Annotated in this window: 21 protein-coding genes and 2 tRNA genes; 10 read left to right on the forward strand and 13 right to left on the reverse strand. The window is 71.8% G+C overall.

Annotation, left to right across the window (positions count from 1 at the left end; all coding sequences use genetic code 11):
- Nucleotides 1-96: 96 nt before the first annotated feature.
- From ACFV6E_RS34175 to ACFV6E_RS34185, 3 genes are all read right to left on the reverse strand, one after another.
- On the reverse strand, nt 97-2,034 hold the full coding sequence (locus tag ACFV6E_RS34175) for a galactose oxidase-like domain-containing protein (RefSeq protein WP_385467003.1): 1,938 nt from the start codon (nt 2,032-2,034) through the stop codon (nt 97-99).
- Nucleotides 2,031-4,016 (reverse strand): glycosyltransferase family 2 protein, encoded by a 1,986-nt coding sequence (locus ACFV6E_RS34180; RefSeq protein ID WP_385467006.1) that lies wholly within the window; start codon nt 4,014-4,016, stop codon nt 2,031-2,033. The genes ACFV6E_RS34175 and ACFV6E_RS34180 overlap by 4 nt, the downstream gene beginning before the upstream one ends.
- A 327-nt stretch (nt 4,017-4,343) precedes the next feature.
- A tRNA-Lys gene (locus tag ACFV6E_RS34185) sits at nt 4,344-4,417 on the reverse strand.
- 187 nt (nt 4,418-4,604) lie between these two features.
- On the opposite strand from ACFV6E_RS34185, the gene ACFV6E_RS34190 reads away from it, so the two are divergent.
- Entirely contained in the window at nt 4,605-6,035 is a 1,431-nt protein-coding gene (locus ACFV6E_RS34190; protein ID WP_385467009.1) for a peptidoglycan-binding protein, read from the forward strand.
- Between the two features lie 39 nt (nt 6,036-6,074).
- Here the strand turns inward: ACFV6E_RS34190 and ACFV6E_RS34195 are convergent, their stop codons facing one another.
- A complete protein-coding gene (locus tag ACFV6E_RS34195; protein ID WP_385467012.1) occupies nt 6,075-6,446 on the reverse strand; it encodes a hypothetical protein in 372 nt (123 codons plus the stop codon).
- 58 nt (nt 6,447-6,504) lie between these two features.
- Here ACFV6E_RS34195 and ACFV6E_RS34200 point away from each other — a divergent pair, with 58 nt between their 5' ends.
- The 5 genes from ACFV6E_RS34200 (at nt 6,505) to ACFV6E_RS34220 (ending at nt 12,581) form a co-directional block, all read left to right on the forward strand.
- A complete protein-coding gene (locus tag ACFV6E_RS34200) occupies nt 6,505-7,629 on the forward strand; it encodes an SPFH domain-containing protein (protein WP_385170704.1) in 1,125 nt (374 codons plus the stop codon).
- Nucleotides 7,630-7,863: 234 nt separating this feature from the next.
- Nucleotides 7,864-8,484: a lytic polysaccharide monooxygenase gene (locus ACFV6E_RS34205; protein WP_385170706.1), complete on the forward strand. Its 621-nt coding sequence runs from the start codon at nt 7,864-7,866 to the stop codon at nt 8,482-8,484.
- Nucleotides 8,485-8,597: 113 nt separating this feature from the next.
- Nucleotides 8,598-10,286, forward strand: coding sequence for an AMP-binding protein (locus ACFV6E_RS34210; RefSeq protein WP_385467014.1), 1,689 nt, complete (start codon nt 8,598-8,600; stop codon nt 10,284-10,286).
- 430 nt (nt 10,287-10,716) lie between these two features.
- Nucleotides 10,717-11,943 (forward strand): sensor histidine kinase, encoded by a 1,227-nt coding sequence (locus tag ACFV6E_RS34215; protein ID WP_385467017.1) that lies wholly within the window; start codon nt 10,717-10,719, stop codon nt 11,941-11,943.
- Entirely contained in the window at nt 11,928-12,581 is a 654-nt protein-coding gene (locus ACFV6E_RS34220) for a response regulator transcription factor (protein WP_385170715.1), read from the forward strand. Before ACFV6E_RS34215 ends, ACFV6E_RS34220 begins: the two co-directional genes overlap by 16 nt.
- Nucleotides 12,582-12,797: 216 nt before the next feature.
- Here ACFV6E_RS34220 and ACFV6E_RS34225 read toward each other — a convergent pair.
- The 6 genes from ACFV6E_RS34225 to ehuB all read right to left on the reverse strand — a co-directional run bounded on the left by ACFV6E_RS34225 (nt 12,798) and on the right by ehuB (nt 17,018).
- Nucleotides 12,798-12,871: transfer RNA gene (locus ACFV6E_RS34225), tRNA-Lys, on the reverse strand.
- Between the two features lie 85 nt (nt 12,872-12,956).
- Nucleotides 12,957-13,715: an IclR family transcriptional regulator gene (locus ACFV6E_RS34230; protein WP_385170718.1), complete on the reverse strand. Its 759-nt coding sequence runs from the start codon at nt 13,713-13,715 to the stop codon at nt 12,957-12,959.
- Nucleotides 13,716-13,932: 217 nt separating this feature from the next.
- Complete coding sequence (gene ehuA, locus ACFV6E_RS34235) at nt 13,933-14,757, reverse strand: ectoine/hydroxyectoine ABC transporter ATP-binding protein EhuA (protein WP_385170721.1); 825 nt, start codon at nt 14,755-14,757, stop codon at nt 13,933-13,935.
- Nucleotides 14,747-15,397, reverse strand: coding sequence for an ectoine/hydroxyectoine ABC transporter permease subunit EhuD (gene ehuD / locus ACFV6E_RS34240; RefSeq protein WP_385170723.1), 651 nt, complete (start codon nt 15,395-15,397; stop codon nt 14,747-14,749). Before ehuD ends, ehuA begins: the two co-directional genes overlap by 11 nt.
- A complete protein-coding gene (gene ehuC, locus ACFV6E_RS34245) occupies nt 15,394-16,116 on the reverse strand; it encodes an ectoine/hydroxyectoine ABC transporter permease subunit EhuC (RefSeq protein WP_385170726.1) in 723 nt (240 codons plus the stop codon). The genes ehuD and ehuC overlap by 4 nt, the downstream gene beginning before the upstream one ends.
- Complete coding sequence (gene ehuB, locus ACFV6E_RS34250; protein WP_385467020.1) at nt 16,113-17,018, reverse strand: ectoine/hydroxyectoine ABC transporter substrate-binding protein EhuB; 906 nt, start codon at nt 17,016-17,018, stop codon at nt 16,113-16,115. Before ehuB ends, ehuC begins: the two co-directional genes overlap by 4 nt.
- A gap of 95 nt (nt 17,019-17,113) precedes the next feature.
- Here ehuB and ACFV6E_RS34255 point away from each other — a divergent pair, with 95 nt between their 5' ends.
- On the forward strand, nt 17,114-17,608 hold the full coding sequence (locus ACFV6E_RS34255) for a DUF3830 family protein (protein WP_385170732.1): 495 nt from the start codon (nt 17,114-17,116) through the stop codon (nt 17,606-17,608).
- Between the two features lie 22 nt (nt 17,609-17,630).
- Here ACFV6E_RS34255 and ACFV6E_RS34260 read toward each other — a convergent pair whose 3' ends face one another.
- Both ACFV6E_RS34260 and ACFV6E_RS34265 read right to left on the reverse strand, forming a co-directional pair.
- Complete coding sequence (locus tag ACFV6E_RS34260; protein WP_385170735.1) at nt 17,631-19,049, reverse strand: amidase; 1,419 nt, start codon at nt 19,047-19,049, stop codon at nt 17,631-17,633.
- Nucleotides 19,050-19,116: 67 nt separating this feature from the next.
- Nucleotides 19,117-20,076, reverse strand: a complete 960-nt coding sequence (locus tag ACFV6E_RS34265; protein ID WP_385170736.1) for a D-2-hydroxyacid dehydrogenase — start codon at nt 20,074-20,076, stop codon at nt 19,117-19,119.
- Nucleotides 20,077-20,246: 170 nt separating this feature from the next.
- Between ACFV6E_RS34265 and ACFV6E_RS34270 the strand changes: the two genes are divergently transcribed.
- From ACFV6E_RS34270 to ACFV6E_RS34280, 3 genes are all read left to right on the forward strand, one after another.
- Nucleotides 20,247-21,026 (forward strand): decarboxylase, encoded by a 780-nt coding sequence (locus ACFV6E_RS34270; protein WP_385170739.1) that lies wholly within the window; start codon nt 20,247-20,249, stop codon nt 21,024-21,026.
- The gene (locus tag ACFV6E_RS34275; RefSeq protein WP_385170742.1) at nt 21,023-21,754 is read left to right on the forward strand and encodes a decarboxylase; all 732 of its coding nucleotides are present in this window, start codon (nt 21,023-21,025) and stop codon (nt 21,752-21,754) included. The genes ACFV6E_RS34270 and ACFV6E_RS34275 overlap by 4 nt, the downstream gene beginning before the upstream one ends.
- Nucleotides 21,755-21,857: 103 nt before the next feature.
- The gene (locus tag ACFV6E_RS34280) at nt 21,858-22,961 is read left to right on the forward strand and encodes an LLM class flavin-dependent oxidoreductase (RefSeq protein WP_385170745.1); all 1,104 of its coding nucleotides are present in this window, start codon (nt 21,858-21,860) and stop codon (nt 22,959-22,961) included.
- Here the strand turns inward: ACFV6E_RS34280 and ACFV6E_RS34285 are convergent.
- Nucleotides 22,937-24,856, reverse strand: coding sequence for a putative bifunctional diguanylate cyclase/phosphodiesterase (locus ACFV6E_RS34285; RefSeq protein ID WP_385467023.1), 1,920 nt, complete (start codon nt 24,854-24,856; stop codon nt 22,937-22,939). The two genes, ACFV6E_RS34280 and ACFV6E_RS34285, sit on opposite strands and share 25 nt — an antisense overlap.
- Nucleotides 24,857-24,929 lie beyond the last annotated feature (73 nt).

A 24,929-nucleotide genomic window follows, 5' to 3' on the forward strand; every position in this document is an offset into this window, starting at 1 on the left:
CCCTTCGCACGAAGGGCGCCCCCAGCCACGTACGGGCGCGGCGGTCCCAGCCACGTACGGGCGCGGCGGTCCCAGCCACGTACGGGCGCGGCGGTCCTACGGCACCTTCACCCACTGCGCCTTGCTCGGTGTCCCCTGGTCGTCCGTCACGAAGAGCATGTACCAGCCGGACTCCACCAGGTTCCGGTTCTTCGGGACGGTCACCGTCACCGTGTGTTCCGACCGCTTCAGCTTCAGCGCGATGGACTTCTGGTCGACGTCGGTGACGTGCGTGGACGCGCTCGGCCGGATCAGCCGGGCCGCCCTGACGGCCGACGCGTGCGCGGTCGAGAAGGTCGCGGAGCCGCCCCGCTTCACGGTCTTCGGGCCGCCGGACAGCGACGGGCGCGAGTCCCGGTAGAGGTAGGGCGGGGTGTAGATCTCGATGCGCTGCTCGAACGTGCCGGGCTTGGTGTTCGCCTTGTCGGCGTAGAGCGAGTCGGAGCCGAAGAACATCACGCGGCCGTCGGGGAGCAGGATCGACCCGGAGTGGTAGTTGCGGCCGACCAACGGATCGGCCACCCGTTTGAAGGCGTTGGTCCCGCCGTCGTAGATCCGGGCCTGGAGGATGTTGGAGTCGCCGCGTCCGCGGTAGTCCTCGGAGCCGCCGGACACCAGCACGGTGTCGTCGGGCAGGATCGAGTACTGCGGATAGCGGGTGCCCTTCTCCAGCCTCGGGCCGTCCCTGAACCGCGGCTTCTTCGCCAGCAGGTCGACGATCCGGGTGTGGTTGCTCGACCGCTCGGACTCGCCGACCCCGCCGCCCCCGATGACCATGTACTTCTCGTTCTGCGCGGGCGGCAGCAGCACCGTGCCGGATGTCTCCAGGAGCTTCGGGTCGCTCATCCCGGGGATCTTGGTGAACCTGTTGCTCGCCAGGTCCCAGATGCCCGGGTCGCGGCCCACGTTGTCGGGTCCGTAGCCCGCGTTGGAGCCGGAGTAGAACAGCTTGCCGTTCTGCATCAGGGTGATCGCCGGATAGGTCGGGAACTGGCGGACGCCCTTGGTGTACGCCCATTTCCTGGTCTTGGGGTCGAAGACCTCGTTCTTGCCCGGGACGAGCTGGCCGATCTCGTCCAGACCGGAGAGGCTGAGGATTTTCCCGTCGGACAGCGTGGTCAGCGTCGGATACCAGCGGGCCTCTTCCATCGGGTCGACCTTGATGTACTTCTCGGCGACCGGATCGAATTCGAAGGCGTCCCGGATGCCCTGGAAGTCCTTCTTGTCGAGGGCGAGCTTCTGCGCGATGCCGTACGTGTTGCGCGCGTCGGCGCCTTTCAGCCCGGCGATCCGGTAATTGTCCTGCGTACCGGTCTCGTACCGCTTGCCGCGCCGTTCTGCCTCGACGTAGATGCGGCCAAGCCCCGGGTCGTTGCGCAGGAACTTCCCCGTCTTCTTGTCGAAGACCTTCGTCGCCCGCTCCACGACCACCGGGTCCTTCGAGACGAAGGTCTTGTGGTTCTCCTTGCCGGTGAATTTCGTGCCCGCGGGGACGGTGACCGGCTTGTCCGGGCTCTCGTTGTGCACGATCATCAGGCCGCCGGCCTTGGTGACGTCGCCCTTCAGCTTCTCGTAGCGCTTGGTGCCGCCCGCGATCAGCAGATTGCCGTTGGCGAGCTGGGTGTGGCCCGTGCAGAACAGGTCCTTGGGCGTGCTGATCTTTTTGATCGTGCCTTTCGCCGGGTCCCAGATACGCGTGTCGAACCGCTTCGCGTTGAAATTGTCCTGGTTGTTTCCGGAACCGGCGATCAGCAGGATCTTGCCGGTGTGCAGCAGCGCCGCGTGAATGGTGTTCTGCCGGAACTGCTTCGGGAACTCGACGATGTCCCAGTGCCCGTTCCTGGCCTTGTACTCCGGTTGGTTGATCTTGTACTCGTGGTACTGCTCCGTCCCGAAGCGGTACAGCCAGGGCCCGTTCATTCCGGCCAGTGCGAGGACCACCGCCGCGCCGATCGCCAGGCGGCGGGCGCGACGGCGGCCTGCCCGGTCCTTCATTTCTCACGTCCCCCGAGGGCGATCTGCACGGTCTGTTCGGAGCCGGCCGGGCGGCTCGCGTGGCCGCCCTGCGCGGCGGCCCAGCTCGGCTTGGGCTGCGGCGCGTGCGGGGCGTGCGGGGCGTGCGGGGCGGGGCCCGGCACCCCGACCGGCACGGCGTCGCGCGGCTCGGCGTCCCGCGGCTCCGCGGCGGCCCGCTTCTTCGTCTGCCGCAGTGTCCAGCGCCAGGCGAAGATCGGCGAGGCGGTGATCAGCAGCGCGAAGGAGGCCCAGGTCAGCATGGCCGGGTGGGAGTGTCCGTAGACGAAGGACGCGGCGATCGAACCGGCGAAGACGAGGATGAAGAACAGGTGGATCCGGAAGGTCCCGAACAGGGTGTCGGGGCTCGCCGAGTCACCCTTCGGGGTCACCACGAACTTGCTCTTGCGGCGCAGCACCGCGTCCATCAGCGAGCGGGCGTAGATCGGCGCCGACAGTGCCGACATCACCATGCCCGCCACGCCGCCGGAGCCCTCGGGCTCGTGCGGGGAGACGTTGTGCCTGCGGTTCCAGATGTACAGGCCGATCTGGAGCGCCGAGGCGTTGCCGTACAGCATCAGCCAGACCGCCGGGTCGATGTTCACGCCCGAGGCGCCAAGGCCCAGGAAGAGGGCGCAGCTCAGCGCCGCGAGGATCCAGTTGAGGGCCGACATCGGATAGAAGATGATCATCATCGTGTAGTTGAAGAGCTTGCCCGGAGGCAGCGAGAAGAAGCCCTTCCAGTACTGCTTGAGGATCGTCTCGTAGGTGCCGCGCGACCAGCGGAGCTGCTGGGTGAAGAAGTCCGTCCAGGCGTTCGGGCCCTCGCCGACGGCGAGTACGTCGGGGGTGTAGACCGAGCGCCACTTCCGGCCGGTCGCCGGGTTCTTCGCCCGGTGGATCTCGAAGCCGGTCGCCATGTCCTCGGTGATCGAGTCGTACAGGCCGCCGATCTGCTTCAGTGCCCTGATGCGTACGGCGTTGGAGGTGCCGACGAACATCGGTGACCCGTAGAAGTTGCCCGCGCGCTGGATCAGCGCGTGGAAGAGGAACTGCTGCGACTCGGCGGCCTTGGTGACGAACGTGTCGTAGTTGCCGTAGACCTGCGGGCCGATCACGAAGCCGACGTCCGGGTCGCGGAAGAAGCCGAGCATCCGCTCCAGGTAGTTGGGCAGCGGTACGTGGTCGGTGTCGACGGAGGCGAAGAAGTCGTAGGCGTCGCCGTGGGCGTCGAGCCAGGCGTTGTAGTTGCCGTGCTTGGTCTTCGCGCGGTGCGGGCCCTTGGGCCGGTTCCACCGCGCGACGCCCTTGCGGGTGAAGTGGTGCACGCCGAGGCGCTCGCAGACCGCCTTCACCTCCGGGTCGTCGCCCTCGTCGAGGAGCCAGATGTGCAGAAGGCCCCGGTGGCGCAGCCTGACGGCGGCCTCCAGGGTCTTCGTCACCATCTCGAGGGGCTCCTTGCCGGGCACGAAGGAGGTGAGGAAGGCGACTCTTGTGCCGGTCTCCGGCACCACCGGGACCGGGTCGCGGGCGATCAGGGTGGCGTGCGCGTTCGACAGCACGTTCATGCAGCGGAAGAACTCGATCAGACCGATCGAGACCAGCATCACGGTGTCGAGCGCCGGCAGGAAGTCGTACGCCGGGTAGTCGCGCTCGGTCCAGTGCGCCGGCTGGAGCAGCCAGGTCAGCAGGACCAGGGACAGCAGCGGCGCGGCGCCGAGCATCAGGGCGGCCCGCAGCCGGTGCGGCTCCTGCGACAGCAGCGAGCGGTACTGCACCTTGTACGGTCTGGCCGGGTCGGGCTGGGTGAGGGGGCCGGCGAGCCGGCTGTAGTGCTCGTAGTCGTAGCGCGGCAGCGACTTTCTTATCCGGCGGAAGCCGCCGGTCCGGTGCGAATCCACCCTGAGCTGGGTCGTCTCTGACGGGTCGAAGCCCTGTCGGGCGCCCGTCGGCGTCGACGTCATGAGTTCATCCCCCCAACACGCACGGTCGGTGCGTGTTCGTCGGTTCAATGCGTCCGCGCGGGTCCCCCCTGGACCGTCGCGAACGCCCCCTCGGCATCAGCCGGCGGGAACCCCCTGCCCCCACCGCGCGTAACCGGTCCTAGCCCCCCAAATCGCCGTGTATCCACAGTCTCTTACGGCCCAGGGTTCTATGGCGTTCAGCATGATCGCAAGATGCGAAACGCGGTGTTTGCCGGTCATACCTCAGCGAATGGGACGTCTGCGCGAATAAGTGGTCCGAAATGACTACGGGGTCCCTCGTGATTGACGAGGGACCCCGTAGGTCTGTGCGCCGCCAGGGACTCGAACCCCGGACCCGCTGATTAAGAGTCAGCTGCTCTAACCAACTGAGCTAGCGGCGCGCGCTGACCTGGAGAACTCTACCCGACCCCGGCGAGTGGTCCGGACCGCGGGCGGCACCGGCGGGCGGGCGCGGAGGGGGGCCTGTACATCATTCGGACCGTCAGCATGCGACTTTCGCGAACAGTTGCGAAACTGACGAACGTGCAGAAGTGCGGACATTTCCACATGGAGTGTGAGGGGAATCGCATGCCGACTCCGGTATTCGAGGAGATCGATCCGGCGGGCGACTGCGAGTGCCCCGGCTGCGTACGGCGGACCGGCCGGGACCGGGCCGCCGGTGCGCCCGTGCGGGGGCGCCCGGTGGCGCTCGAACGGGGCGTGCCGCCGACCGGGCGCCCGGCCGCGCGCGGGGCGCTCGCGCTGGCCGCGGTGACCGGCACCGTGCTCGCCGCGGGCCATCCGGCACCGGCGGCCGCGGCCGCCCACGGACCCGCCCTGCCGGGCGCTCCCGCAGGTGACGGCAGGGCGGGTGACGGCGGACCAGGTGACGACCGGGCGGGTGACGACGGGGCGGGTGACGACGGTGACACCCCGCAGGGTGGCCGGTCGCCGCTGCATGGTCCCGGGGGTGCGCAGATCCGGCCGGTGAACGCGGCCAGGGCGCCCCTGATCACCCGGGCCGAGATCATCAAGCGGGCCACGACCTGGGTCGAGGCGAAGGTGCCGTACAGCATGACCAAGTACTGGAAGGACGGTTACCGGCAGGACTGTTCCGGCTTCGTCTCGATGGCCTGGCACCTGGACGCCAACGAATGGACGGGCAGCCTGCAGAAGTTCGGCACCCGCATCGGCAAGGACCAGCTCCAGAACGGCGACATCCTGCTCTTCCACAACCCGGACGACCCCAACAAGGGATCGCACGTGACCATCTTCGGGGGCTGGACGGACGAAACCCGGACGTATTACGTCGCCTACGAACAGACCCCTCCGGAGACCCGCAGGAAGGCGACCCCTTACGCGTACTGGAGCAATTCCGAGCGCTATGTGGCCTACCGCTACAAGGGGCTGAGCGAGACGCCGGGCGGCGGCGTGCCCGCGCCGGAGGGTCCGGGCGGCGGCACGAGCGGCGGGGACGGGAAGGGGGCCGCGTACCCGGGGGCGCTGTACTTCGGGCCCGGGGCGAACAACCCGCACGTCACCCGGCTCGGCCGGATGCTCGCGGCCCGCGGCGGCGCCCGCTTCTACGCGTCGGGGCCCGGGCCGCGCTGGACGGAGGCGGACCGGCGGGCCACCCGGGCGTTCCAGCGGGCGCAGGGCTGGCGCGGGGCGGCGGCGGACGGGCTGCCGGGCCCGGTCACCTGGTCGTACCTGGCCGGCAAGAAGGGGCGGAACATCCCGGCGGGCGCCGGTGCGGGACAGGGCGGCTCCTCGCACGGGGTGCCCGGCTATCCGGGGCGCGCGCTGTTCCGGCCCGGCGCGGACAACGCGTACGTCACCCGGCTCGGCCGGCAACTGGTGAAGAAGGGGTTCGGGCGGCACTACACCCGGGGTCCCGGGCCGCGCTGGTCGGAGGCGGACCGGCGCAACGTCGAGGCGTTCCAGCGGGCCCAGGGCTGGCGCGGCGGCGCGGCGGACGGCTATCCGGGGCCCGAGACCTGGCGGCGGCTCTTCGCCTGACCCGGCGGCCGGAACCGGCGCGGGGCGCGTCGGCGCAGCTCAAGACCACACTTCCAGGCGCGGAGGCATGGAGGCAGCTATGACCACGACGACCGAGAAGACCACGGCGACCGCACCGGCCGCGACGGGCGAACAGGCCGCGACGAGCCGGCAGACCAGGACGGGCGAACAGGCCGCGACGAGCCGGCAGATCAGGACGGGCGAACAGGCCGCGACGAGCCGGCAGATCAGGACGGGCGAACAGGCCGCGACGAGCCGGCAGATCAGGACGGGCGAACAGGCCGCGACGAGCCGGCGGACCAGGACGGGCGAACGGGCCGCGACGAGCCGGCAGGCCGCGGCCGAACGGACCCCGGCGTCCGAGCCGGCACCCTCCGGATCCGTACCGACCACACCGTCCGTATCGACCACACCGTCCGTATCGACCGCACGGTCCGAACCGTCTGCACCGTCTGCACCGTCCGAACCCGTGCCGGAGGGCGGATCGCGGCCCGCCCGGCTCATCCAGAACGAGTCGACCACCGAAATCCCGGTGCACCTGCTGTTCCGCGACGAACTCGCCCCGGTGGCGGTGCCGATGGCGCCCGCCGTGGTGGGCCGGCGGCGCGGCACCGGCGAGCAGCCGCGGGTCCGGCGCCCCGCGCCCGTACCGGCCCGACCGGTCCCGGAGGTCGACCCGGAGCTGGCGGAGCGCCCGGCGCGGGTGCTGCCCGGGGCGGCGGGTGTGCTGGCCGGGGCCTGCGGGGTGGCCGGATGCGCCCTCACCTCCTGGTGGGCCGGTGTGCTTCCGGCGCCCGTGACGCAGGCGCTGACCGGGCAGGCGGCCGCGGGTGCGGGGCTCGGCCCGGCCCAGTGGGCGGCGTTCGCCGGGGCGGGCGCCCTCGGTCTGTTCGGCTTCGGCGGGCTGGCGCGGGGACGGGCCGGGCGGGCGTGGGTGCTCGGCCTCTTCGGGCGGTACCGCGGCACGGTCCGGCGCACCGGGCTGATGTGGGTCAACCCGCTGGTGCTGCGCCGCCGGATCGACGTACGGCTGCGGCACTGGCGCAGTGAGCCGCTCGCCGCGGTGGACGCGAACGGGGTCGGGCTGCGGGCGGTGGTGCTCGTGGTGTGGCGGGTGAAGGACACCGCGCGGGCGGCGCTGGGCGTCGAGGATCACGAGTCGTATCTGCGCGAATGCGTGGAGGCGGCGCTCGGGCGGGTCTTCTCGCAACGCCCTGCCGATGTGCCGGCGGTGCTGCGCGGCCGGTTCGGCGAGGACGGCGCGACGCTCCGCGACACCGGGGCGGTCGGCGACGCGCTGACCCGGCTGGTGGCGGCGGACGCGGCACCGGTCGGCATCGAGGTGTTCTCGGCTCAGCCGGTGCGGGTCGAGTACGCGCCGGAGGTCGCCGCCCTGATGCGGCGGCGCCGGATCGCGGCGCTGGACGCGCAGCACCGCGACACCGTGCTGACCTCCGTGGTCGACTCGGTCGAGGACACGGTGACCCGGCTGACCCGGCGCGGCCTGGTCGAGCTGGACGACTACGAACGCAAGGCGCTGGTCAAGGACTTGACGGTGGCGTTCTGCACGGGCCGGTCAGGGGAGTCTTCGTAGGCCCCGGTCCGGACGGCTTCGGGGAGTCTTCGTAGGCCCCGGTCCGGACGGCTCCGGGGAGTCCTCGTAGATCCCGGCCGTGCGCCGGGGTCGCCGGGAGCAACTGCCTCGTCCATTGGTATGGACATGTTCAACTGTCGGTCATAATCTGGGCTTGGTCTAGACCTGAAGAGCGCGCGCACGGCTCACGCACAGCTCACGAGAACTTCCCCCACGTCCTCCAGGAGCGGCAGCATGCGCATACGCACGCCCGGAAGAAAAGCGAAGTGGTACGCCGGGGCGCTCGGTCTGGCCACCGCCGGAGCCCTGGTGCTCTCGGCCGGTGGCGCGAGCGGGCACGGCTACACCGACCTCCCCGTCAGCCGGCAGAAGCTCTGCCAGAACGGCACCGTGACCGGCTGCGGTGACATCCAGTGGGAGCCGCAGAGCGTCGAGGGCCCCAAGGGCTTCCCCGCGTCCGGGCCCGCCGACGGACAGATCTGTTCCGCGAACCACACCAACTTCGGCGCGCTCGACAAGCCGGCCAAGCCGGACGGCGGCGCCTGGCCGACAACCAAGGTCACCGGCGGGCAGAGCTACACGTTCCGCTGGCAGTTCACGGCCCGGCACGCCACGACCGACTTCAAGTACTACATCACCAGGAGCGGCTGGAACCAGAACCACGCACTGACCCGCGCGGACCTGAACACCACGCCGTTCCTCACCGTCCCCTACAACAACCAGCAGCCGCCGGCCACGCTCTCGCACAGCGGCACCATCCCCAGCGGCCTCAGCGGCCACCACGTCATCCTCGCGGTGTGGACGATCGCCGACACGTCGAACGCCTTCTACGCCTGCTCGGACGTCACCTTCTGACGGGTCCCGCCCAGGACGCCGTGCGCCGCGGCCATGTCGGGTCGCGGTGCACGCCGGTGGTCGGCCGGTTCCCGCGGTGCATACCTGACGTGTCGTCAGTTACGGTGCGCCGCATGGACTCCTCCAGACCCACCGTCGCGGAGCTGGTGGCGGAGCGGTGGGGTGATCACCGGGCGGGGATGTGGTTCGAGGGGCGGACGGTCAGTCAGCACCGGGTGGCCGCGGGCGCGGCGGCGCGGGCGGCGCTGCTGGCCGACCTGCTGCCGCAGGGCGCGCCGCCGCACCTCGGGGTGCTCCTCGACAACGTCCCCGAGTACCCCATGTGGCTGGGTGCGGCGGCCCTCGCCCGAGCGGCCGTCGCCGGGATCAACCCCACCCGCCGCGGCCCCGAACTGGCCCGCGACATCCTGCACACCGAATGCCGGATCCTGGTCACCGAGCCGGCCCACCTGCCGCTCCTCGACGGCCTCGACCTGCCCGGCGTACGCCTCCTGGTCACCGGCACGGACACATACACCGAGCTGCTCGTCCCGTACACGGGCGCGCGACCGGACGGCTCGCGGGCGGCCCCGTCCGACCGGCTCCTGCTCTGCTTCACCTCCGGATCCACCGGCGCCCCCAAGGCGGCGATCGTCACCCAGGGGCGGCTGGCGGCGGCCGGGCACGCGCTCGCGGAGCACTTCGCGGTGCGCCGCGACGACGTGCACTACATCTGCATGCCGATGTTCCATGGCAACGCCGTGATCGCCGACTGGGCGCCCGCCCTCGCCGCGGGCGCCGCGACCGCGCTGCGCCGGCGCTTCTCGGCATCCGGCTTCCTGCCGGACGTACGGGCCTCGGGCGCCACGTACTTCACCTATGTCGGCCGGGCCGTCCAGTACGTCCTGGCGACCCCGGCCCGCCCCGACGACCACGACAACCCGCTGCGCACCGGCTTCGGCACCGAGGCGGGCCCCGTCGACGCGGCGGCCTTCGAGCGCCGCTTCGGCGTGCGGCTCGTCGAGGGCTACGGGTCCTCGGAGGGCGGAGCCGCGGTCCGGCGGACGCCCGGGACACCGCCCGGCGCCGTCGGCCGCGCGGCACCCGGCGACGACCTCGCCGTGGTCGACCCGGCGACGGGCGAGGAGTGCCCGGCGGCCGTCTTCGACACCGACGGCAGGCTCCTCAACGGCGGCGACGCCATCGGGGAGCTGGTCAACCGCGGGACCTGTGCCTTCGAGGGGTACTGGCGCAACCCGGAGGCCGAGGCCGCCCGGCGGCGCCCGGGCCGGGCCGGGACCGGCGGCGACTGGTACTGGACCGGCGACCTCTTCTACCGCGACGCGGACGGCTTCCTGTTCTTCGCGGGCCGCACGGAGGACAGGCTGCGGGTCGACAGCGAGAACCTGGCCGCCGCGGCCATCGAGCACATCCTCGCCCGCTACCGGGGCGCCGCCGCCGTCGCCGTGTACGCGGTCCCCGACCCGGTGGCGGGCGACCAGGTGATGGCCGCGCTCGCCCCGCCCGACGGGGCCGCCCCCTTCGACCCGCTCGCCTTCGCCGAGTTCCTGCTCGCCCAGCCGGACCTGGGCACCAAGATGGCCCCCCGCTTCGTACGGATCGTGGACCGGATGCCCGTCACCGCCACCAACAAGATCCACCGGGTCGAGCTGCGCCGGGCCGGTTTCCGCTGCCCGGGGCCCGTGTGGTGGCGGCCGCCGGGGGAGAGCGCCTACCGGCCGCTGCGCGAGCAGGACACCCGGGCGCTGCTCGCCCAGTACCGGGCGCACGGCCGCGCGGAACTGCTGGACGGATACGGCTGAGACGGGACGGCCCGTGGAGGGCAGGGCCGCCCGTACGCCCACGGGGTGGCCGCCCGTACGCCCACGGGGGTGGCCGCCCGTACGCCCCTGGGGTAGGGCCGCTTCTGCGCCCGCGGGGGTAGGGGCGGCGTATGCCCTCCCGAGGGTGGGGCCGCTTCTGCGCCCCTGGGTGTGGGGCCCCGCCCGTATGCCCCTGACGGTAGGGGCCGCTCCTGCGCCCGCAGGGGTAGGGGCGCCGTATGCCCCCGAGGGTGGGGCCGCCCCTGCGACCCTGACGGTGGGGCCCGCCCGTACGCCCCTGGGGGTAGGGGCGCCCCTGCGACCCTGACGGTAGGGGCGCCCCTGTGCCTGCGGGGTAGGGCTGCCCCTACCCCCGTAACGCCCGCTGCGCATATGGCCGTTGCCGAGGCGTGCCGCCTACCGTGTGCGCATGATCAGCCACCTCGGCCGGGACCCGCTGCGGGCGGTCGCCTACCTCCTCACCGGCGTGCTCGTCGGCCTCCCGCTCTGCCTGGGCCTGACCGTGCTCGCCGTCACCGGCGTCGCCCTCGCCCCCGTCCTCGTGGGCCTGCCGCTGCTGGCGCTGCTCGCGCTGGCGGGCGTACCCGTCGGGATCCTGGAACGGTGGCGCGCCCGGCTGCTCGCCCCCGGACCGCCCTGGGCCAACCCGCACCGCACCCCCGCCGAGCCGGGCCTCGCCGCCTGGGCCCGGCTCCGGCTCACCGAACCGGCCACCTGGCGCGAGCTCGGCCACGCCGCCCTGCTCGCCCTCGTCCTGTGGCCGCTCGACCTGCTGGCGCTGACGGCGGCGGTCGCCGTCCCGTGCGTCCTGCTCGGCGCGCCCCTCCAGCTCGCCCTCTCCGGCGACGACACCCGGATCGTCAAGCTCTGGCTGATCGACGGCTACCCGCAGGCCGCCCTGTGCACGGCCGCGGGCGCCGTACTCCTGCTCGCCCTCACCTGGCCCCTGAGCAGGTACGCCCGGGCCCGCGCCGCCCTCACCCGGTTGCTCCTCGAACCCCGCGCGGCCGAACAGCGGCTGGCCGAGGTGACCCGCTCGCGGGCCCGCCTGGTGGCCGCGTTCGAGGCCGAGCGGCGGCGGATCGAGCGCGATCTGCACGACGGCGCCCAGCAACGCCTGGTCGCACTGAGCATGCGCCTCGGACTGCTGCGCCTGGACGCCCCGCCGGAACTGGCCGCCCGGCTCGACGACGCGCACCGCGAGGCGGGCCGGGTCCTGGACGAACTGCGCGAGCTGATCCACGGCATCCACCCGCGCGTCCTCGCCGACTACGGCCTCGCCGACGCGCTCACCGACGCCGCCGACCGCTCCGCCGTACCGGTCGAGGTGACGGCCGAGCTGCCGCGCCTGCCCGAGGCCGTCGAGTCCGCCGCGTACTTCGCCGCCCGGGAGGCGCTCGCGAACGTCGGCCGGCACAGCGGCGCCCGCCGGGCGTGGATCGAGGGGCGGTACGGGGACGGGTGGCTGGCGATGGAGGTACGCGACGACGGGACGGGCGGCGCCGACCCGGCGAGGGGCACGGGACTGGCCGGGCTCGCCGACCGGCTCGCCGTGCTCGATGGCACACTGACCGTCACGAGCCCCGCCGGCGGGCCGACCGTGCTGCGACTGGAGATCCCGTGTCTGCCCGCCTGAGAATCGTGCTCGCCGAGGACAGCGTGCTGCTGCGCGAAGGGCTCGTCGGGGTGCTCGCCCGCTTCGGGCACGAGGTCGTCGCGGCCGTCGGCGACGCGGACGCGCTCCTCGCGGCGGTCCCGGAACACGCGCCCGACCTCGTCGTCACCGACGTCCGGATGCCGCCGGGCCACCAGGACGAGGGGCTGCGCGCGGCCCTCGCCCTGCGCGCCGCCGACCCCGCGCTGCCGGTCCTGGTGCTCAGCCAGTACGTGCAGCGCGCGTACGCCGCCGAGCTGCTGGACACCGGGGACGGCACCGGCGTCGGCTATCTGCTCAAGGACCGGATCGGCCAGGTCGAGCAGTTCGCCGAGGCGGTGACCCGGGTCGCGGCCGGCGGCACGGTCGTCGACCCCGAGGTGGTACGGCAACTGCTGCGGCGCCGACGCGACCCGCTGGTGGCGCTGACGCCCCGCGAGCGCGAGGTGCTCACGCTGGTGGCGGAGGGCAGGTCGAACGGCGCGATCGCCCGCGACTTGGTCGTCACGGAGGCCGCCGTCGGCAAACACATAGGGAACATACTCGGCAAACTGGACCTGCCACCCGCCCAGGACACCCACCGCCGGGTCCTGGCGGTACTGGCCTTCCTGCGGGGATAGCGCAACCCGGACGTGAGAAAGCCTGCGACCAGGACGTGAGAAGCCGGTGGGCCGGTCCGCGTCCCCGCGAACCGGTCACCGGAAAACGCCGGGACCGGATCGACGCGAGTGGGGGTGTGGGTGGCGTAGCCCCCACGACGCGCGGCGAAGCCGTGCAGAAACAACGATGGCGAGGTGGTTCGCGCTTTCCGCGAACACGCCTCGCCATCGCCATCGTGCGCCGCCAGGGACTCGAACCCCGGACCCGCTGATTAAGAGTCAGCTGCTCTAACCAACTGAGCTAGCGGCGCATGACTCCCGCCTTTCGCTTTCGCGTCGGGCGACAAAAGAAATACTACCTGGTCCGGTGGGGTGGTGATGACCAAGATCGATCGGCTACAGGGCCAGTGACAGCAGGACCGGGGCCGCACCCCGGTTCAGGCTCTCCGCGGCCCGCCGCAGCCGGTGGGCGTGCTCGACCGGGAGCGACAGCGCGAGGCAGCCGACGGCCGAGCCCGCCGTGATGGGGACCGCCGCGCAGACCGTGCCGACCGCGTACTCCTGGAGGTCGAGGACCGGCACCGTGGGCGGCTGGGCGTCGAGCGCGCTGAGCAGGACCCGCTCGCTGGTGATGGTGCGCGAGGTGAGCCGGGCCATCTTGTGGCGGGCGAGATGGTCGCGCCGGCCGTTCAGATCGAGCTGGCCGAGCAGGCTCTTGCCGACCGCGCTGGCGTGCGCGGCGGAGCGGAAGTCCACCCACTCGTGCACCGCCGGGGTCGCCGGGCCCGCCGCGCACTGGGTGACCCGGACCTCGCCGTCGATGTAGCGGCTGATGTAGACGGCGGCGCCCACCGAGTCGCGCAGCCGGTCGAGGGTGTGCTGGAGCTTGTCGCGGAGGGCCTGGTCACGGCCGTGAGCGGAGCCGAGTCTGCCGAGGGCTGCGCCGGGGACGAAGACGCCTTCGGTGATCTGCTCCACGTAACCCTCGCGGGCCAGCATCCGCAGGAGGGTGGTCAGCCGCTCCGTGCCGAGGCCGAGGCCGCGGGCCAGTTCGGCGTCGGTGACGCCGGTCGGGTGCCGTGTCACCGTCTCCAGGAGACGCAGCGCCTCCTGGGCCGAGTGGTACGGCGCGGTCGGCTCGTTCTTCAGCGCCACGGTTTCCCCCCGCGCTTTTCGGCCCCGCTCGGACAGGAACGCCCGGACAGCGGGCTCCCTCCACGATAGGGGCGAGAAGTTTGCCCGGGGCGGCTATCGGCCAAATGGGGCGGCGTTTTGCCTGCTCCTTACCTGCCTCAGCAGCGGCTCGCCACCCTGGCATATGCCACGGACATGCCCGGCCGCCGGACGGCCGAGCCGTCCGGCGGTGCCGGTGTCACAGCACGGCGCCGAGGAACTCCCGGGTCCGGTCGTGCTCGGGCTCGCTGAAGATCTTCTCCGGCGATCCGGCCTCGATGACCCGCCCTGAGTCGAACATCAGCACCTGGTCGGAGATGTCCCGGGCGAAGTTCATCTCGTGGGTGACGCAGAGCATCGTGATGTCGGTGGTGCGGGCGATGTCGCGCAGCACGTCGAGGACGCCCGCGACCAGCTCGGGGTCGAGCGCGGACGTCACCTCGTCGAGCAGCAGCACCTGGGGCCGCATCGCCAGGGCTCTGGCGATCGCCACCCGCTGCTGCTGGCCGCCGGAGAGCTGGCTCGGGTACTTGTCGAGATGGTCGGTGAGTCCCACCAGGTCGAGCAGGTCCCGGGCCCGCTGCTCGGCCTCGTCCTTGGACAGGCCGAGGACGGTGACGGGCGCCTCGGTGATGTTGCGCAGCACCTTCATGTTGGGGAAGAGGTTGAACTGCTGGAAGACCATCCCGATGTTCTTGCGGACCTCGCGGATGTGCTTCTCGCCGGCCGGCACCAGCTTGCCGTTCTTCTCCTCGTGGGACAGGTAGTCGCCGCCCACCTTGATGGTGCCCTCGTCGGGCTTGAGCAGGGTCATCAGCAGCCGCAGGATCGTCGTCTTGCCGGAGCCGGACGGGCCGATCAGCGTGACGTGCTTGCCGGAGTCGACCGTGAAGTCCAGCTCGTCGAGCACGGTGTGCTGCCCGAACCGCTTGGTGACCTTGTCGAAGCGGATCAGCTCGCTGCCGTCCACCGGGGAATTCACGACGCTGCCTGCGTCTTCTGCGGGATTGGTGTCAGCGGACAAGACGACGCTCCAGGGCTCGCATGAGGAGGGAAGCCGGGTACGAAATGAGGATGAAGGCCACGCCGATGACGGTCAGCGGCTCGGTGAACTGGAAGTGCTCCTGCGAGAACAGCCGTGCCTCGCCGAGCATCTCCAGCACGGTGATCGCCATGAGCAGGGGCGTGTCCTTGAGCATGGAGATGACGTAGTTGCCCAGCGCGGGCACGACCCGGCGGATCGCCTGCGGCAGGATCACCGCGGTCCACGTCCGGCGCAGCGGCAGGTTCAGCGCCGTGGCCGCCTCCCACTGCCCGACGGGCACCGCCTCGATGCCGGCCCGGTAGACCTGCATCGTGTACGTCGAGTAGTGCAGCCCGATCGCGATCACGCCGGTGGTCAGCGCGGAGAACGTCACGCCCCACTCGGGCATCACGTAGAAGAAGAAGAACAGCTGCACCAGCAGCGGGGTGTTGCGGATGAACTCCGTGACGACCCCGACCGGCCAGCGCACCCAGCGCGTGGGGGCCCGCATCAGCAGCGCCCACACCAGGCCGAGCGAGAAGGAGAGCAGCGAGCCGAGCACCAGTGCCTGGAGCGTGACCAGCAGCCCGTCCCAGAACTGCGGCATGAAGTCCCAGACCGCGTCCCAGTCCCAGTTCATGCGACACCTCCGCCGGCACCGATCCCGGTGTTCTCGGGACGCGTCAGTTCACGCTTCTTCCCGGACTCGGACGGTTTCCCGACCCCGGCCTTCAGCTTCCGTTCCAGGCCGCGCATCACCCGCGTGAGCAGGAAGGCGATGACGAAGTAGATCAGCAGGATGTACGTGTAGATCTCCGCGCTCTCCTGGAGGGCGAGCCGTACCAGGTTGCCGCTGAAGGCGAGGTCGCCCATGCCCATGACGGAGACCAGGGCGGTCCCCTTGAGCAGCTCCACCAGCAGGTTGGAGAAGGGAGGGATCATCTCCGGCACCGCCTGCGGCAGCAGGATCAGCCGCATCCGCTGCCAGGGCGTGAAGCTGAGCGCGATACCGCCCTCGCGCTGGGCCGGATCGACGGAGTTGAGCGCGCCGCGCACGATCTCGGCACCGTAGGCGCCGTAGGTCAGTCCCAGTGCCAGGGTGCCCGCCCACAGCGGCACCAGCTGCCAGCCGAAGGCCAGCGGCAGCACGAAGAACACCCAGAAGATCATGACGAGCGCGGAGGTGCCGCGGAACACCTCGGTGTAGAAGCCCGCGAGGAAGCGGACGATCCACAGCCGGCTGGTGCGCGCGATACCGACGGTGAAGGAGACGGCTCCGGCCACCAGGGCACTGAGCACGAGCAGTTGAATGGTGACCCAGACGCCGTTGAGGACGAGTTCCCACAGACCCGATGTCATCCGCGACAGAGCTCCTTCGCGGTCATGTCCGTCATCTCGTCCTGGGTGAAGCCGAACGGCTTGAGGATCCGGAAGACCTCGCCGCTCTTCTTCATCTTCGCCAGCTCGGCGTTGAAGGCGTCGCGCAGCCTGGTCTCGGTGAGCCGGAACGCGAAACCGCCGCCGTCGATGTGCGGCTTGCCCTTGACCAGCGGGGCGAACGGCTTGGTGGACTCCGCCTTGGCCGACTTGCGCACCACGGAGCGCGTGGTGAGCGCCGTACCGGCGAAGACGTCGACGCGCCCCGCCTCCACGGCGTTCAGGCCGGCCACCTGGTCCGGCACGATCAGGATGTCGCTCTCCTTGTACCCGGCCTCGACGGCGTACGCGATCTCCGCGTAGCCGGTGCCGGTGGCGAACTTCGCCTTCTTCTCCACGACGTCCTTGTAACTGTGGAGCCCCTTGGGATTGCCCTTGCGGACGATGAAGGCGTCCAGCATCTGGTAGTCCGGGTCGGCGAAGAGGACCTGTTCGCAGCGCTCGGCGTTGATGTACATGCCCGCCGACACCACGTCGAACTGCTGGGAGTTGAGCCCGGGTATGAGGGAGCCGAACTCCGTCGGGACCGGCTGGACCCGGTCGATGCCGAGCCGCTTGAAGACGACCTTCGCCAGTTCCGGCGCCTCGCCGGTCAGGTCACCGTTCTTGTCGATGTAACCGAAGGGGATCTCTCCGGCGATGCCGAGGCGGACCACACCCTGGGCCTTGAGCCGTTCGAGCAGATCGCCCGTGTCCACGCGGCTGCAGCCCGCAGCACCGAGCGCGCCGGCCGCCGCGAGCGCCGAGGCACCCGTGAGCAGCGTTCGCCGGCTCGGTCTTCTTATGTCTGAGTCCTGAGCTTCGTACCTATGTGGTGGAGCCATGGCGGCGCGCTTACCCGACTTGGGATGAATCATGCGGGTCAATTTCGGCCCAGGTCCGGGCGCGTCCCCTTGACCGCGGCTGGACCATGGAGGGCATGGCCGATCGCTACATCGAAGTGTCCCTGCTCAAGCGGGGTGTCCACGGCAAGGCGAAACTCCTCGACGACCGCGCGCCGATCACCTGCGCGGCGGTGTGGGAGGCGCTGCCGCTGAGCGGCGACGTCTACCACGCGAAGTACGCGCGCAATGAGATCTACGCCCTTTTCCCGCCGTTCGCGGCACAAGAGCCACCGATGGAGAATCCCACCATCACTCCGATCCCGGGCGATCTGTGTTATTTCTCCTTCGCCGGAGCCGAGTTGGGCTCCAAGGCGTACGGCTACGACACCGAGCACCGGGCGGGCACCACGGTCGTCGACCTCGCCCTGTTCTACGAGCGCAACAACCTGCTGATCAACGGCGACGTGGGCTGGGTGCCCGGCATCGTCTGGGGTCAGATCACGGAGGGCCTCGACGCGCTCGCGGAGGCGAGCAACGACCTGTGGCGCACGGGCGCGGCGGGGGAGACGCTCAGCTTCCGGCGGGCGTGAGCACCGGCCGGCCGAGCGTCCGTCACGACGCCGACGCCGGCTCCAGGACCGGCGGGGCCACCCCCGCCGCGCCCGCCTCGTACAGGGCGTGGGCCGTCCGCAGGACCAGGTCGTCGCGGTGCCGGGCGGCCACGATCTGAAGGCCGACCGGCAGCCCGTCGGGAGCCGTCCCGACGGGCACGGTCGCCGCGGGCTGCTGGGTGAGGTTGAAGGGGTACGTGAACGGGGTCCAGCCCGTCCACCGGCGGTGGCCCGACCCGGCGGGCGCCTCCACGCCCGCCTCGAACGCGGTCAGCGGCAGTGTCGGCGTGACCAGCACGTCGTACGACTCGTGGAAGCGGCCCATCCGCCGCCCCAGCGCCATCCGTACGTCGACGGCGGCCAGGTAGTCGAGCGCCCCGTACCCGGCGCCGAGCGCGCAGATCTCCTTGAGACCTGGGTCGAGCAGTTCCCGCTGCCGCGGCCCCAGCCGCTGGGTGACCCGGGCCGCCCCGCTGAACCAGAGCACGTGGAACGCCTCGACCGGATCGGTGAAGTCCGGGTCGGTCTCCGTCACATGGGCGCCGAGCCCCGCCAGGCGCTCCACCGCGCGGCGCACCGCGGCGGCGACCGCGGGCCGCACCGCGACCTGCCCGCCGAGCGAGGGCGAGTAGGCGACCCGCAGCCCCCGCACCCCGTCCCCGAGCCCGTCCGAGAACGACCCGCGCGCCGGTTCCAGCGCCGACCAGTCGCGTGCGTCGGGCCCGCAGATCACGTCCATCATCAGCGCCGCGTCGGCGACGTCCCTGGTCATCGGCCCGGCGTGGGCGAGCGTGCCGAACGCGCTCGCCGGATACAGCGGCACCCGCCCGTACGTCGGTTTCAGCGCGAAGATCCCGCAGAAGGCGGCCGGGATACGGACGCTGCCGCCGCCGTCGGTGCCCAGTGACAGCGGGCCCGCGCCGAGCGCCACGGCCGCCGCGCTCCCGCCGCTGGAGCCGCCCGCCGTGCGCGTCAGGTCGTACGGGTTGCGCGTCACCCCGGACAGCGGCGAGTCCGTCACGCCCTTCCAGCCGAACTCCGGCGTCGTCGTGCGGCCAAGGAACACCGCGCCGTGCTCGCGCAGCCGGGCCACCGCGGGCGCGTCCTCGTCCCAGCGCCCGGCCGCCTCGACGGTCCGCGAACCGCGCAGCGTCGGGCCGCCGCGCTGGAGGAAGATGTCCTTCACGGTGACCGGCACGCCGTCCAAAAGCCCGGCCGGCTCCCCGCGCCGCCAGCGGTCCGCCGACTCCCGGGCCCGCGCCCGCGCCTCTTCCGCGTCGAACCGTACGAAGGCGTTCACGGCGCCCTGGATCCGCCCGGCCCGTTCCAGGGCCGCCCGGGTCGCGTCCTCAGGGCTGAAATCGCCCTTGCGGTAGCCGTCGAGGAGTTGTACCGCGGTCAGCTCGGTGAGCTCGGTCATCCGCCCTCCAAGGGGTCAGCGCCCTGCGCGAGTTGCGTGCCCTGCGGGTGTTTCACCCTGCGTGCGTTCAGTGCCCGGGTACGTACCCGCGTTCCTTGTCCACCACGTTCCGCAGCGGTTTCCCGGCCGCCCAGCGCTCGTACAACTCGATGAACTGTGTGCCGAGTTCGTCCCGCCAGCCGATCGTGTCCCCGCTCATGTGCGGCGAGACCAGCAGCCCCGGCGCGTCCCACAGCGGGCTGTCCGGGCCGAGCGGTTCGTGCTGGAAGACGTCCAGGGCCGCGCCCGCGATCCCCCGCCCGGCCAGCGCTGCGGCCAGCGCCGCTTCGTCGACGAGCTGTCCGCGCCCCACGTTCACGAACCGCGCCGACGGCTGCATGAGCGCGAAGCGGCGGGCGTCGAACATGCCGCGCGTGGCGTCGGTGAGCGGTGCCGCGGACACCACCCAGTCGGCGCGCGCGATCAGCCGGTCCAGGTCCTCCGGCCCGTGCACGTCCGTCTGCTCCGTGCGCCCCACCAGCGCCGTCGTGATGCCGAGCGCCCTGAGGACGGCGGCGATCGCGTGCCCGATCGGACCGGAGCCCACCACGCACGCGCGCGTGCCCGCCACCCGCTGCGACTCGCGGTGGTGCCACCGGTGCGCGCGCTGCGACTCCCAGGAGCGCGGCAGGTCCTTGGCCAGGGCGAGGACGAGGGCCGCGACGTACTCGGCGATCGGGCCGTCGAAGACGCCGCGCGCGTTGGTCACCACCGTGTCGGACGCGGCGAGTTCGGCGCACATCAGGTGGTCCACTCCGGCGCTCGCGGTGTGCACCCAGCGCGGTCTGGGGCCCGCGCCGGGCCACGCGCGGCGTACCGCGTGCGAGGTGAAGTCCCACACGAGCAGGACGTCGGCGGCGGGCAGCAGCTCCGCCAGGGTCGATTCGTCGGCGTGCGTGACGCGTACCCGCCCGGTCAACCGGCCGAGCCGGGGCGGCGGATCGGCGTCCAGGACGAGCACAACCGGAACGGACGGGCGATCGGACATCGGGGCGAAACCGTTACGCAATGCGGGTCCGCTTCTCTGGGAGGGAAGGTTGGCGCGGCCGTCTGAGATGCGCGGATTGACCACGCTGGCACCTGAACCTACCTTCGGTCAACACGGACCCCGTCACGGTCCGTCCCCCACCCGTTTCGTTTCGTGAGGCCGGTGTCTGTGTGGACGTTTCCTTCCTTGGTGGTCCGCGCCCGCAGCGCGGTGTCGGTATCGTCGCCCCCTTCGACTTCGCCCTCGACCGCGAGCTGTGGCGCTGGGTCCCGGACGAGGTCTCGCTCCATCTCACCAGGACACCGTTCGTGCCCGTCGAGGTCAGTCTCGATCTGGCCCGGATCGTCTCCGAGCACGAAACCCTCGGCGACGCGGTCCGCGCGCTGAACGAGGTCGCCCCCGAGATCGTCGCGTACGCCTGCGCCTCCGGCAGTTTCGTCGGCGGCATCCCCGGTGAGCGGGCGATGTGCGAGGCGATGATCCGGGCGGGCGCCGTCCCCGCGGTCACCACCTCCGGCGCCCTCGTCGACGCGCTGGCCGAGCTCGGCGTCCGCCGATTAGCCCTGGTCACGCCGTACACCGTGTCGGTCACGCAGGCGCTCCAGGAATACCTCGCCGAGGCCGGGGTCCTGGTCACGGGCCGGGCCTTCATGGGCCTGACCAGGCACATCTGGAAGGTGCCCTACCGCGACGTCGTCGACATGGCCCGCCTGGCGGTCGACACCGCCGCCGACGCCCTCTTCATCAGCTGCACCAACCTTCCGACGTACGACGTCATCCCGCAGCTCGAGGCGGAGCTGCGGATCCCGGTGATCTCGGCCAACCAGGTCACGATGTGGGCGGCGCTGCGCCAACTGGGTACGCGGGCAGTGGGGCCCTACCAGCGGCTGATCGACCGGGCCGCGCGGCAGGGGCCCGTACTGCCGGAAGAACAGGAAGGTTGGGCATGACCGCACTCGGATTCCTCTATCCGGGCCACTCGGCCGAGGACGATTATCCGCGCATCGAGCAGCTCCTGGGCAGTGACATCCGCCTTCCCCTGGTGCACACCGACATCGGCGAGGACGCCCACCGGGTGGACGCGCTCCTGGAGATGGGGTCCGCCACGCGGCTCGCGGCGGGCGTCGAGGAGCTGCGGCTGTCCGGCGCCGAGGCGGTGGTGTGGGCGTGCACCAGCGGCAGCTTCGTGTACGGCTGGGACGGCGCGCACGAACAGGTGCGCGCGCTGGCGCTCGCGGCGGGACTGCCCGCCTCGTCGACGTCCTTCGCGTTCGCACACGCGGCCAAGGAGATCGGGGCGCGCCGGGTCGCCGTCGCGGCCACCTATCCGGAAGATGTCGCGGCGCTCTTCGCGGCGTTCCTGAAGGACGCCGGCGTCGAGGTCGTCTCGGTCCGCGGCGCGGGCGTCGTCACGGCCGCGGAGGTCGGCACCTGGGGCGAGGCGGAGGTACTCGCGCTCGCCCGCGAGGGCGACCACCCCGACGCCGACGCCGTCCTGCTGCCCGACACCGCCCTGCACACCGCCTCGCACCTCACGGCCGTCGAGCAGGCCCTCGGCAAGCCGGTCCTCACCGCCAACCAGGTCACCGTCTGGGAGGCGCTGCGCCTGGCCGACCGCCGGGTGAACGCGCCGCGCCTCGGCACCCTCTTCACCAGGGAGCCGATCGTGCAGGTCTGAGCACCGGCGCACGCCGCCGCCCGCCACCGGTCACCGGAATAAACGGGGACAGCCTCCTGTTAACCCCCGGAGCAGTCGACGCCCGACAACAGGAGGCACCCCCGTGGCGGCAGTGGACAACACGGACGAGATCCGCGGCGAGGCGCCGGGCACCGCCCCGGTACCCCTGTCCGTACTGGACCTGGTCACGGTCGGCGCGGGCCGCACCGCGACCGACGCCCTGCGCACCGGCGTGCGGATCGCCCGGCTCGCCGAGAACCGCGGCTTCCACCGCTACTGGGTCGCCGAGCACCACTCCATGCCGGGCGTCGCCTCCTCCTCGCCCGCCGTGATCCTCGCCCACCTGGCCGCCCACACGGAGCGCATCCGGCTCGGCTCGGGCGGCGTGATGCTGCCCAACCACGCGCCCCTGGTGATCGCCGAGCAGTTCGGCACGCTGGAGGCCATGGCCCCCGGCCGGATCGACCTCGGCCTCGGCCGTGCCCCCGGCACCGACGGCGCCACCGCCGCCGCCCTGCGCCGCACCGACAGGCTCAATGAGGGCGCGGACGACTTCCCCCAGCAGCTCGCGGAACTGATCCGCTTCCTGGACGACGACTTCCCCGACGGCCACCCCTACGCCCGCATCCACGCCGTCCCCGGGCCGGTCCAGGCGACCTCGCCCGGCGGTGTGCAGTCCCCGCACCGGCCGCCGGTCTGGCTGCTCGGCTCCTCCGGCTTCAGCGCCCGCCTGGCCGGCACCCTCGGCCTGCCGTTCGCCTTCGCCCACCACTTCTCGGCGCAGAACACGATCCCGGCCCTGGACCTCTACCGCGAGTCCTTCCGGCCGAGCGCCGTCCTCGACACCCCGTACGCCCTGATCGGCGTCTCCGCCCTCGCCACGGACGACGAGAAGGAGGCCCGCCGCCAGGTCATGGCCGCCGCCCTCAACATGGTCCGGCTGCGCACCGGCCGCCCCGGCCTCGTCCCCACGCCCGAGGAGGCCGAGGCGTACGACTTCTCGCCGCTGGAGCGCGAGTTCATCGACAGCTGGAACGCCAACGTCATCCACGGCACCGCCGACGAGGTCCGGGCGGGCCTCGACGACCTCCAGAAGCGCACCGGCGCCGACGAGCTGATGCTCACGGCCAACGCCCACAGCGGCGACGTACGGCTGCGCTCCTACGAACTGATCGCGGACGCCTACGGGTTGCCGGCCGGAGCCTGAACGCCCGGTCTGCCGATCAGTTCGGAGATACGGTCCGGCGCCACCGGGCGTGAGTAGAGCCACCCCTGCCCGGTGTCGCAGCCGATCCCGCGCAGCCGGGTCGCCTGCGCGGAGGTCTCCACGCACTCGGCGGTCACCGACAGGCCGAGCCGGTGGGCGAGCTGGATCAGCGCCTCGACGATGACCGCGTCGGCGGGGTTGGACCGGGCGTCCGCCTCCGCCGCGTCCCGGCTCTCGTACTGGAAACCGCGTACGAAAGAACCGTCCAGTTTCAGTACGGAGACGGGCAGCCGGCTGAGGTAGGCCAGGTTCGAATAGCCGGTGCCGAAGTCGTCGATCGCGATACCCACACCCATGTCGCTGAGCGCCTGGAGCGCCTGGAGCGGGCGGCCCGCCGAGCCCATCACCGCCGACTCGGTGAGCTCCAGTTGCAGGAGCTGGGGGGCGAGTCCGGTCTCCGCGAGGGTCTGCGCCACGTCCGCGACCAGATCGGAGTCCCACACCTGGCGCACCGCCACGTTCACGCTGACGAAGATCGGCGGCAGATCGGGGTGGTCGAGCTGCCAGCGCCGGGCCTGGCGGCAGGCGGTGACCAGCACCCAGCGGCCGAGCTGGACGATCGAACCGTCCTCCTCGGCCAGTCCGATGAACCGATTCGGCGTCAGTACGCCGAACTGCGGATGATTCCATCGCACCAGTGCCTCGACGCCCCGCACCCCGCCGTCCTCCATGCTGACCAACGGCTGGTATTCGAGGGCGAATTCACCCCGGTCGACGGCCGGGCGCAGGGTGGAGGCCAGCGCCTGGCGGGTCATCCGGTGCGCGTTGCGCTCCGGGTCGAACAGCGTCCAGCGGGCCTTGCCGTCGGCCTTCGCCCAGTACAGCGTCGTGTCCGCGGCCTGCATCAGACCGGTGGCGCTGGTGCCCGCCGCCCTGCGCTCCACGACACCGATGGACGCCGACAGCGACATCCGCTGCCCCGCCAGGTCGAACGGGGCCTGAAGGGCGTCGAGCACGGCCTCGGCCAGCTCGGCGAGCTGATCGGTGCCGGTGGAGTCGTCGACGAGCAGCGCGAACTCGTCGCCGCCGAGCCGGGCGACCAGGGGCGTGGCCGTTCTCGCGTAGCCCGCCTGGTCGGCGCAGCGGGTCAGCCGCTCGGCGACCGCCGCGAGCAGCCGGTCGCCCACCCGGTGCCCGAGAGTGTCGTTGACCGCCTTGAAGCCGTCCAGGTCCAGGTAGCACAGGCCGATCCGGCCGGTCCCGCTCTCCTCGTACGCCGCCGCTTCGAGCGCGGCCGTGAGGCGCTCGAAGAACAGGGTGCGGTTGGGCAGCCGGGTCACCGGGTCGTGCATCTGCAAGTGCCGCAACCTGGCCTGAAGTTCACGCCGTGAGCTGATGTCGGCGACCGAAAGCAGCACGGCCTCCTCGCCCGGCAGAGGCGAGACCGTCACCTGCACCCAGAGCGAGTGCCCGTCGGGGTGCTTGATCCGGCGGGTGCAGCGGAGCCTGGCCTGCCGGCCGCGCAGCACCTCGCGGTAGGCGTGCCAGGTACGGGCGTCGGAGCTGAGGTCCACCAGATCCGCGGCGATCCGCCCGGCGAACGCGTCCGGGGCGGCGCCGAGCAGCGCGCCCAGCGAGTCGTTGGCAGCGGAGATCAGACCCTCGCGGTCGACGACGGCCATCGCGAGGGGCGCGGCGGCGAAGGCGGCCCCTGACGTGCCGGGGGACGGCACGGGGGGCGCGCCGGGGGACGGCCCGGGGCCCGCGGCGGGCGGTGCGCCCGTCGGCGGGCGCACCGCCGTGGGCACACCGTCGGACGTGCCATGGTGACTCTCCGTGACGGCCGACCGGACGAGGTCTGCCGTAGGCGCCGGCCCTTCGGGCGTTCCGCTCACCGCTCGCTCCCGCAGTGCAGTCGTTCTTCGTATGGGTCTCTTCGGGGTGCTCGGCCATTTGGATGAGGCCGCA

The organism is Streptomyces sp. NPDC059785, assembly GCF_042732375.1.
Classification (GTDB): Bacteria; Actinomycetota; Actinomycetes; order Streptomycetales; family Streptomycetaceae; genus Streptomyces.

Coding starts and splice junctions, on each gene's coding strand:
- ACFV6E_RS34215 (WP_385467017.1), top strand. CDS start 10,717: ATGATCAGCCACCTCGGCCGGGACCCGCTGCGGGCGGTCGCCTACCTC.
- ehuB (WP_385467020.1), bottom strand. CDS start 17,018: ATGGCTCCACCACATAGGTACGAAGCTCAGGACTCAGACATAAGAAGA.
- ACFV6E_RS34260 (WP_385170735.1), bottom strand. CDS start 19,049: ATGACCGAGCTCACCGAGCTGACCGCGGTACAACTCCTCGACGGCTAC.
- ACFV6E_RS34190 (WP_385467009.1), top strand. CDS start 4,605: ATGCCGACTCCGGTATTCGAGGAGATCGATCCGGCGGGCGACTGCGAG.
- ehuD (WP_385170723.1), bottom strand. CDS start 15,397: ATGAACTGGGACTGGGACGCGGTCTGGGACTTCATGCCGCAGTTCTGG.
- ACFV6E_RS34275 (WP_385170742.1), top strand. CDS start 21,023: ATGACCGCACTCGGATTCCTCTATCCGGGCCACTCGGCCGAGGACGAT.
- ACFV6E_RS34255 (WP_385170732.1), top strand. CDS start 17,114: ATGGCCGATCGCTACATCGAAGTGTCCCTGCTCAAGCGGGGTGTCCAC.
- ACFV6E_RS34180 (WP_385467006.1), bottom strand. CDS start 4,016: ATGACGTCGACGCCGACGGGCGCCCGACAGGGCTTCGACCCGTCAGAG.
- ehuC (WP_385170726.1), bottom strand. CDS start 16,116: ATGACATCGGGTCTGTGGGAACTCGTCCTCAACGGCGTCTGGGTCACC.
- ACFV6E_RS34205 (WP_385170706.1), top strand. CDS start 7,864: ATGCGCATACGCACGCCCGGAAGAAAAGCGAAGTGGTACGCCGGGGCG.
- ACFV6E_RS34210 (WP_385467014.1), top strand. CDS start 8,598: ATGGACTCCTCCAGACCCACCGTCGCGGAGCTGGTGGCGGAGCGGTGG.
- ACFV6E_RS34265 (WP_385170736.1), bottom strand. CDS start 20,076: ATGTCCGATCGCCCGTCCGTTCCGGTTGTGCTCGTCCTGGACGCCGAT.
- ACFV6E_RS34175 (WP_385467003.1), bottom strand. CDS start 2,034: ATGAAGGACCGGGCAGGCCGCCGTCGCGCCCGCCGCCTGGCGATCGGC.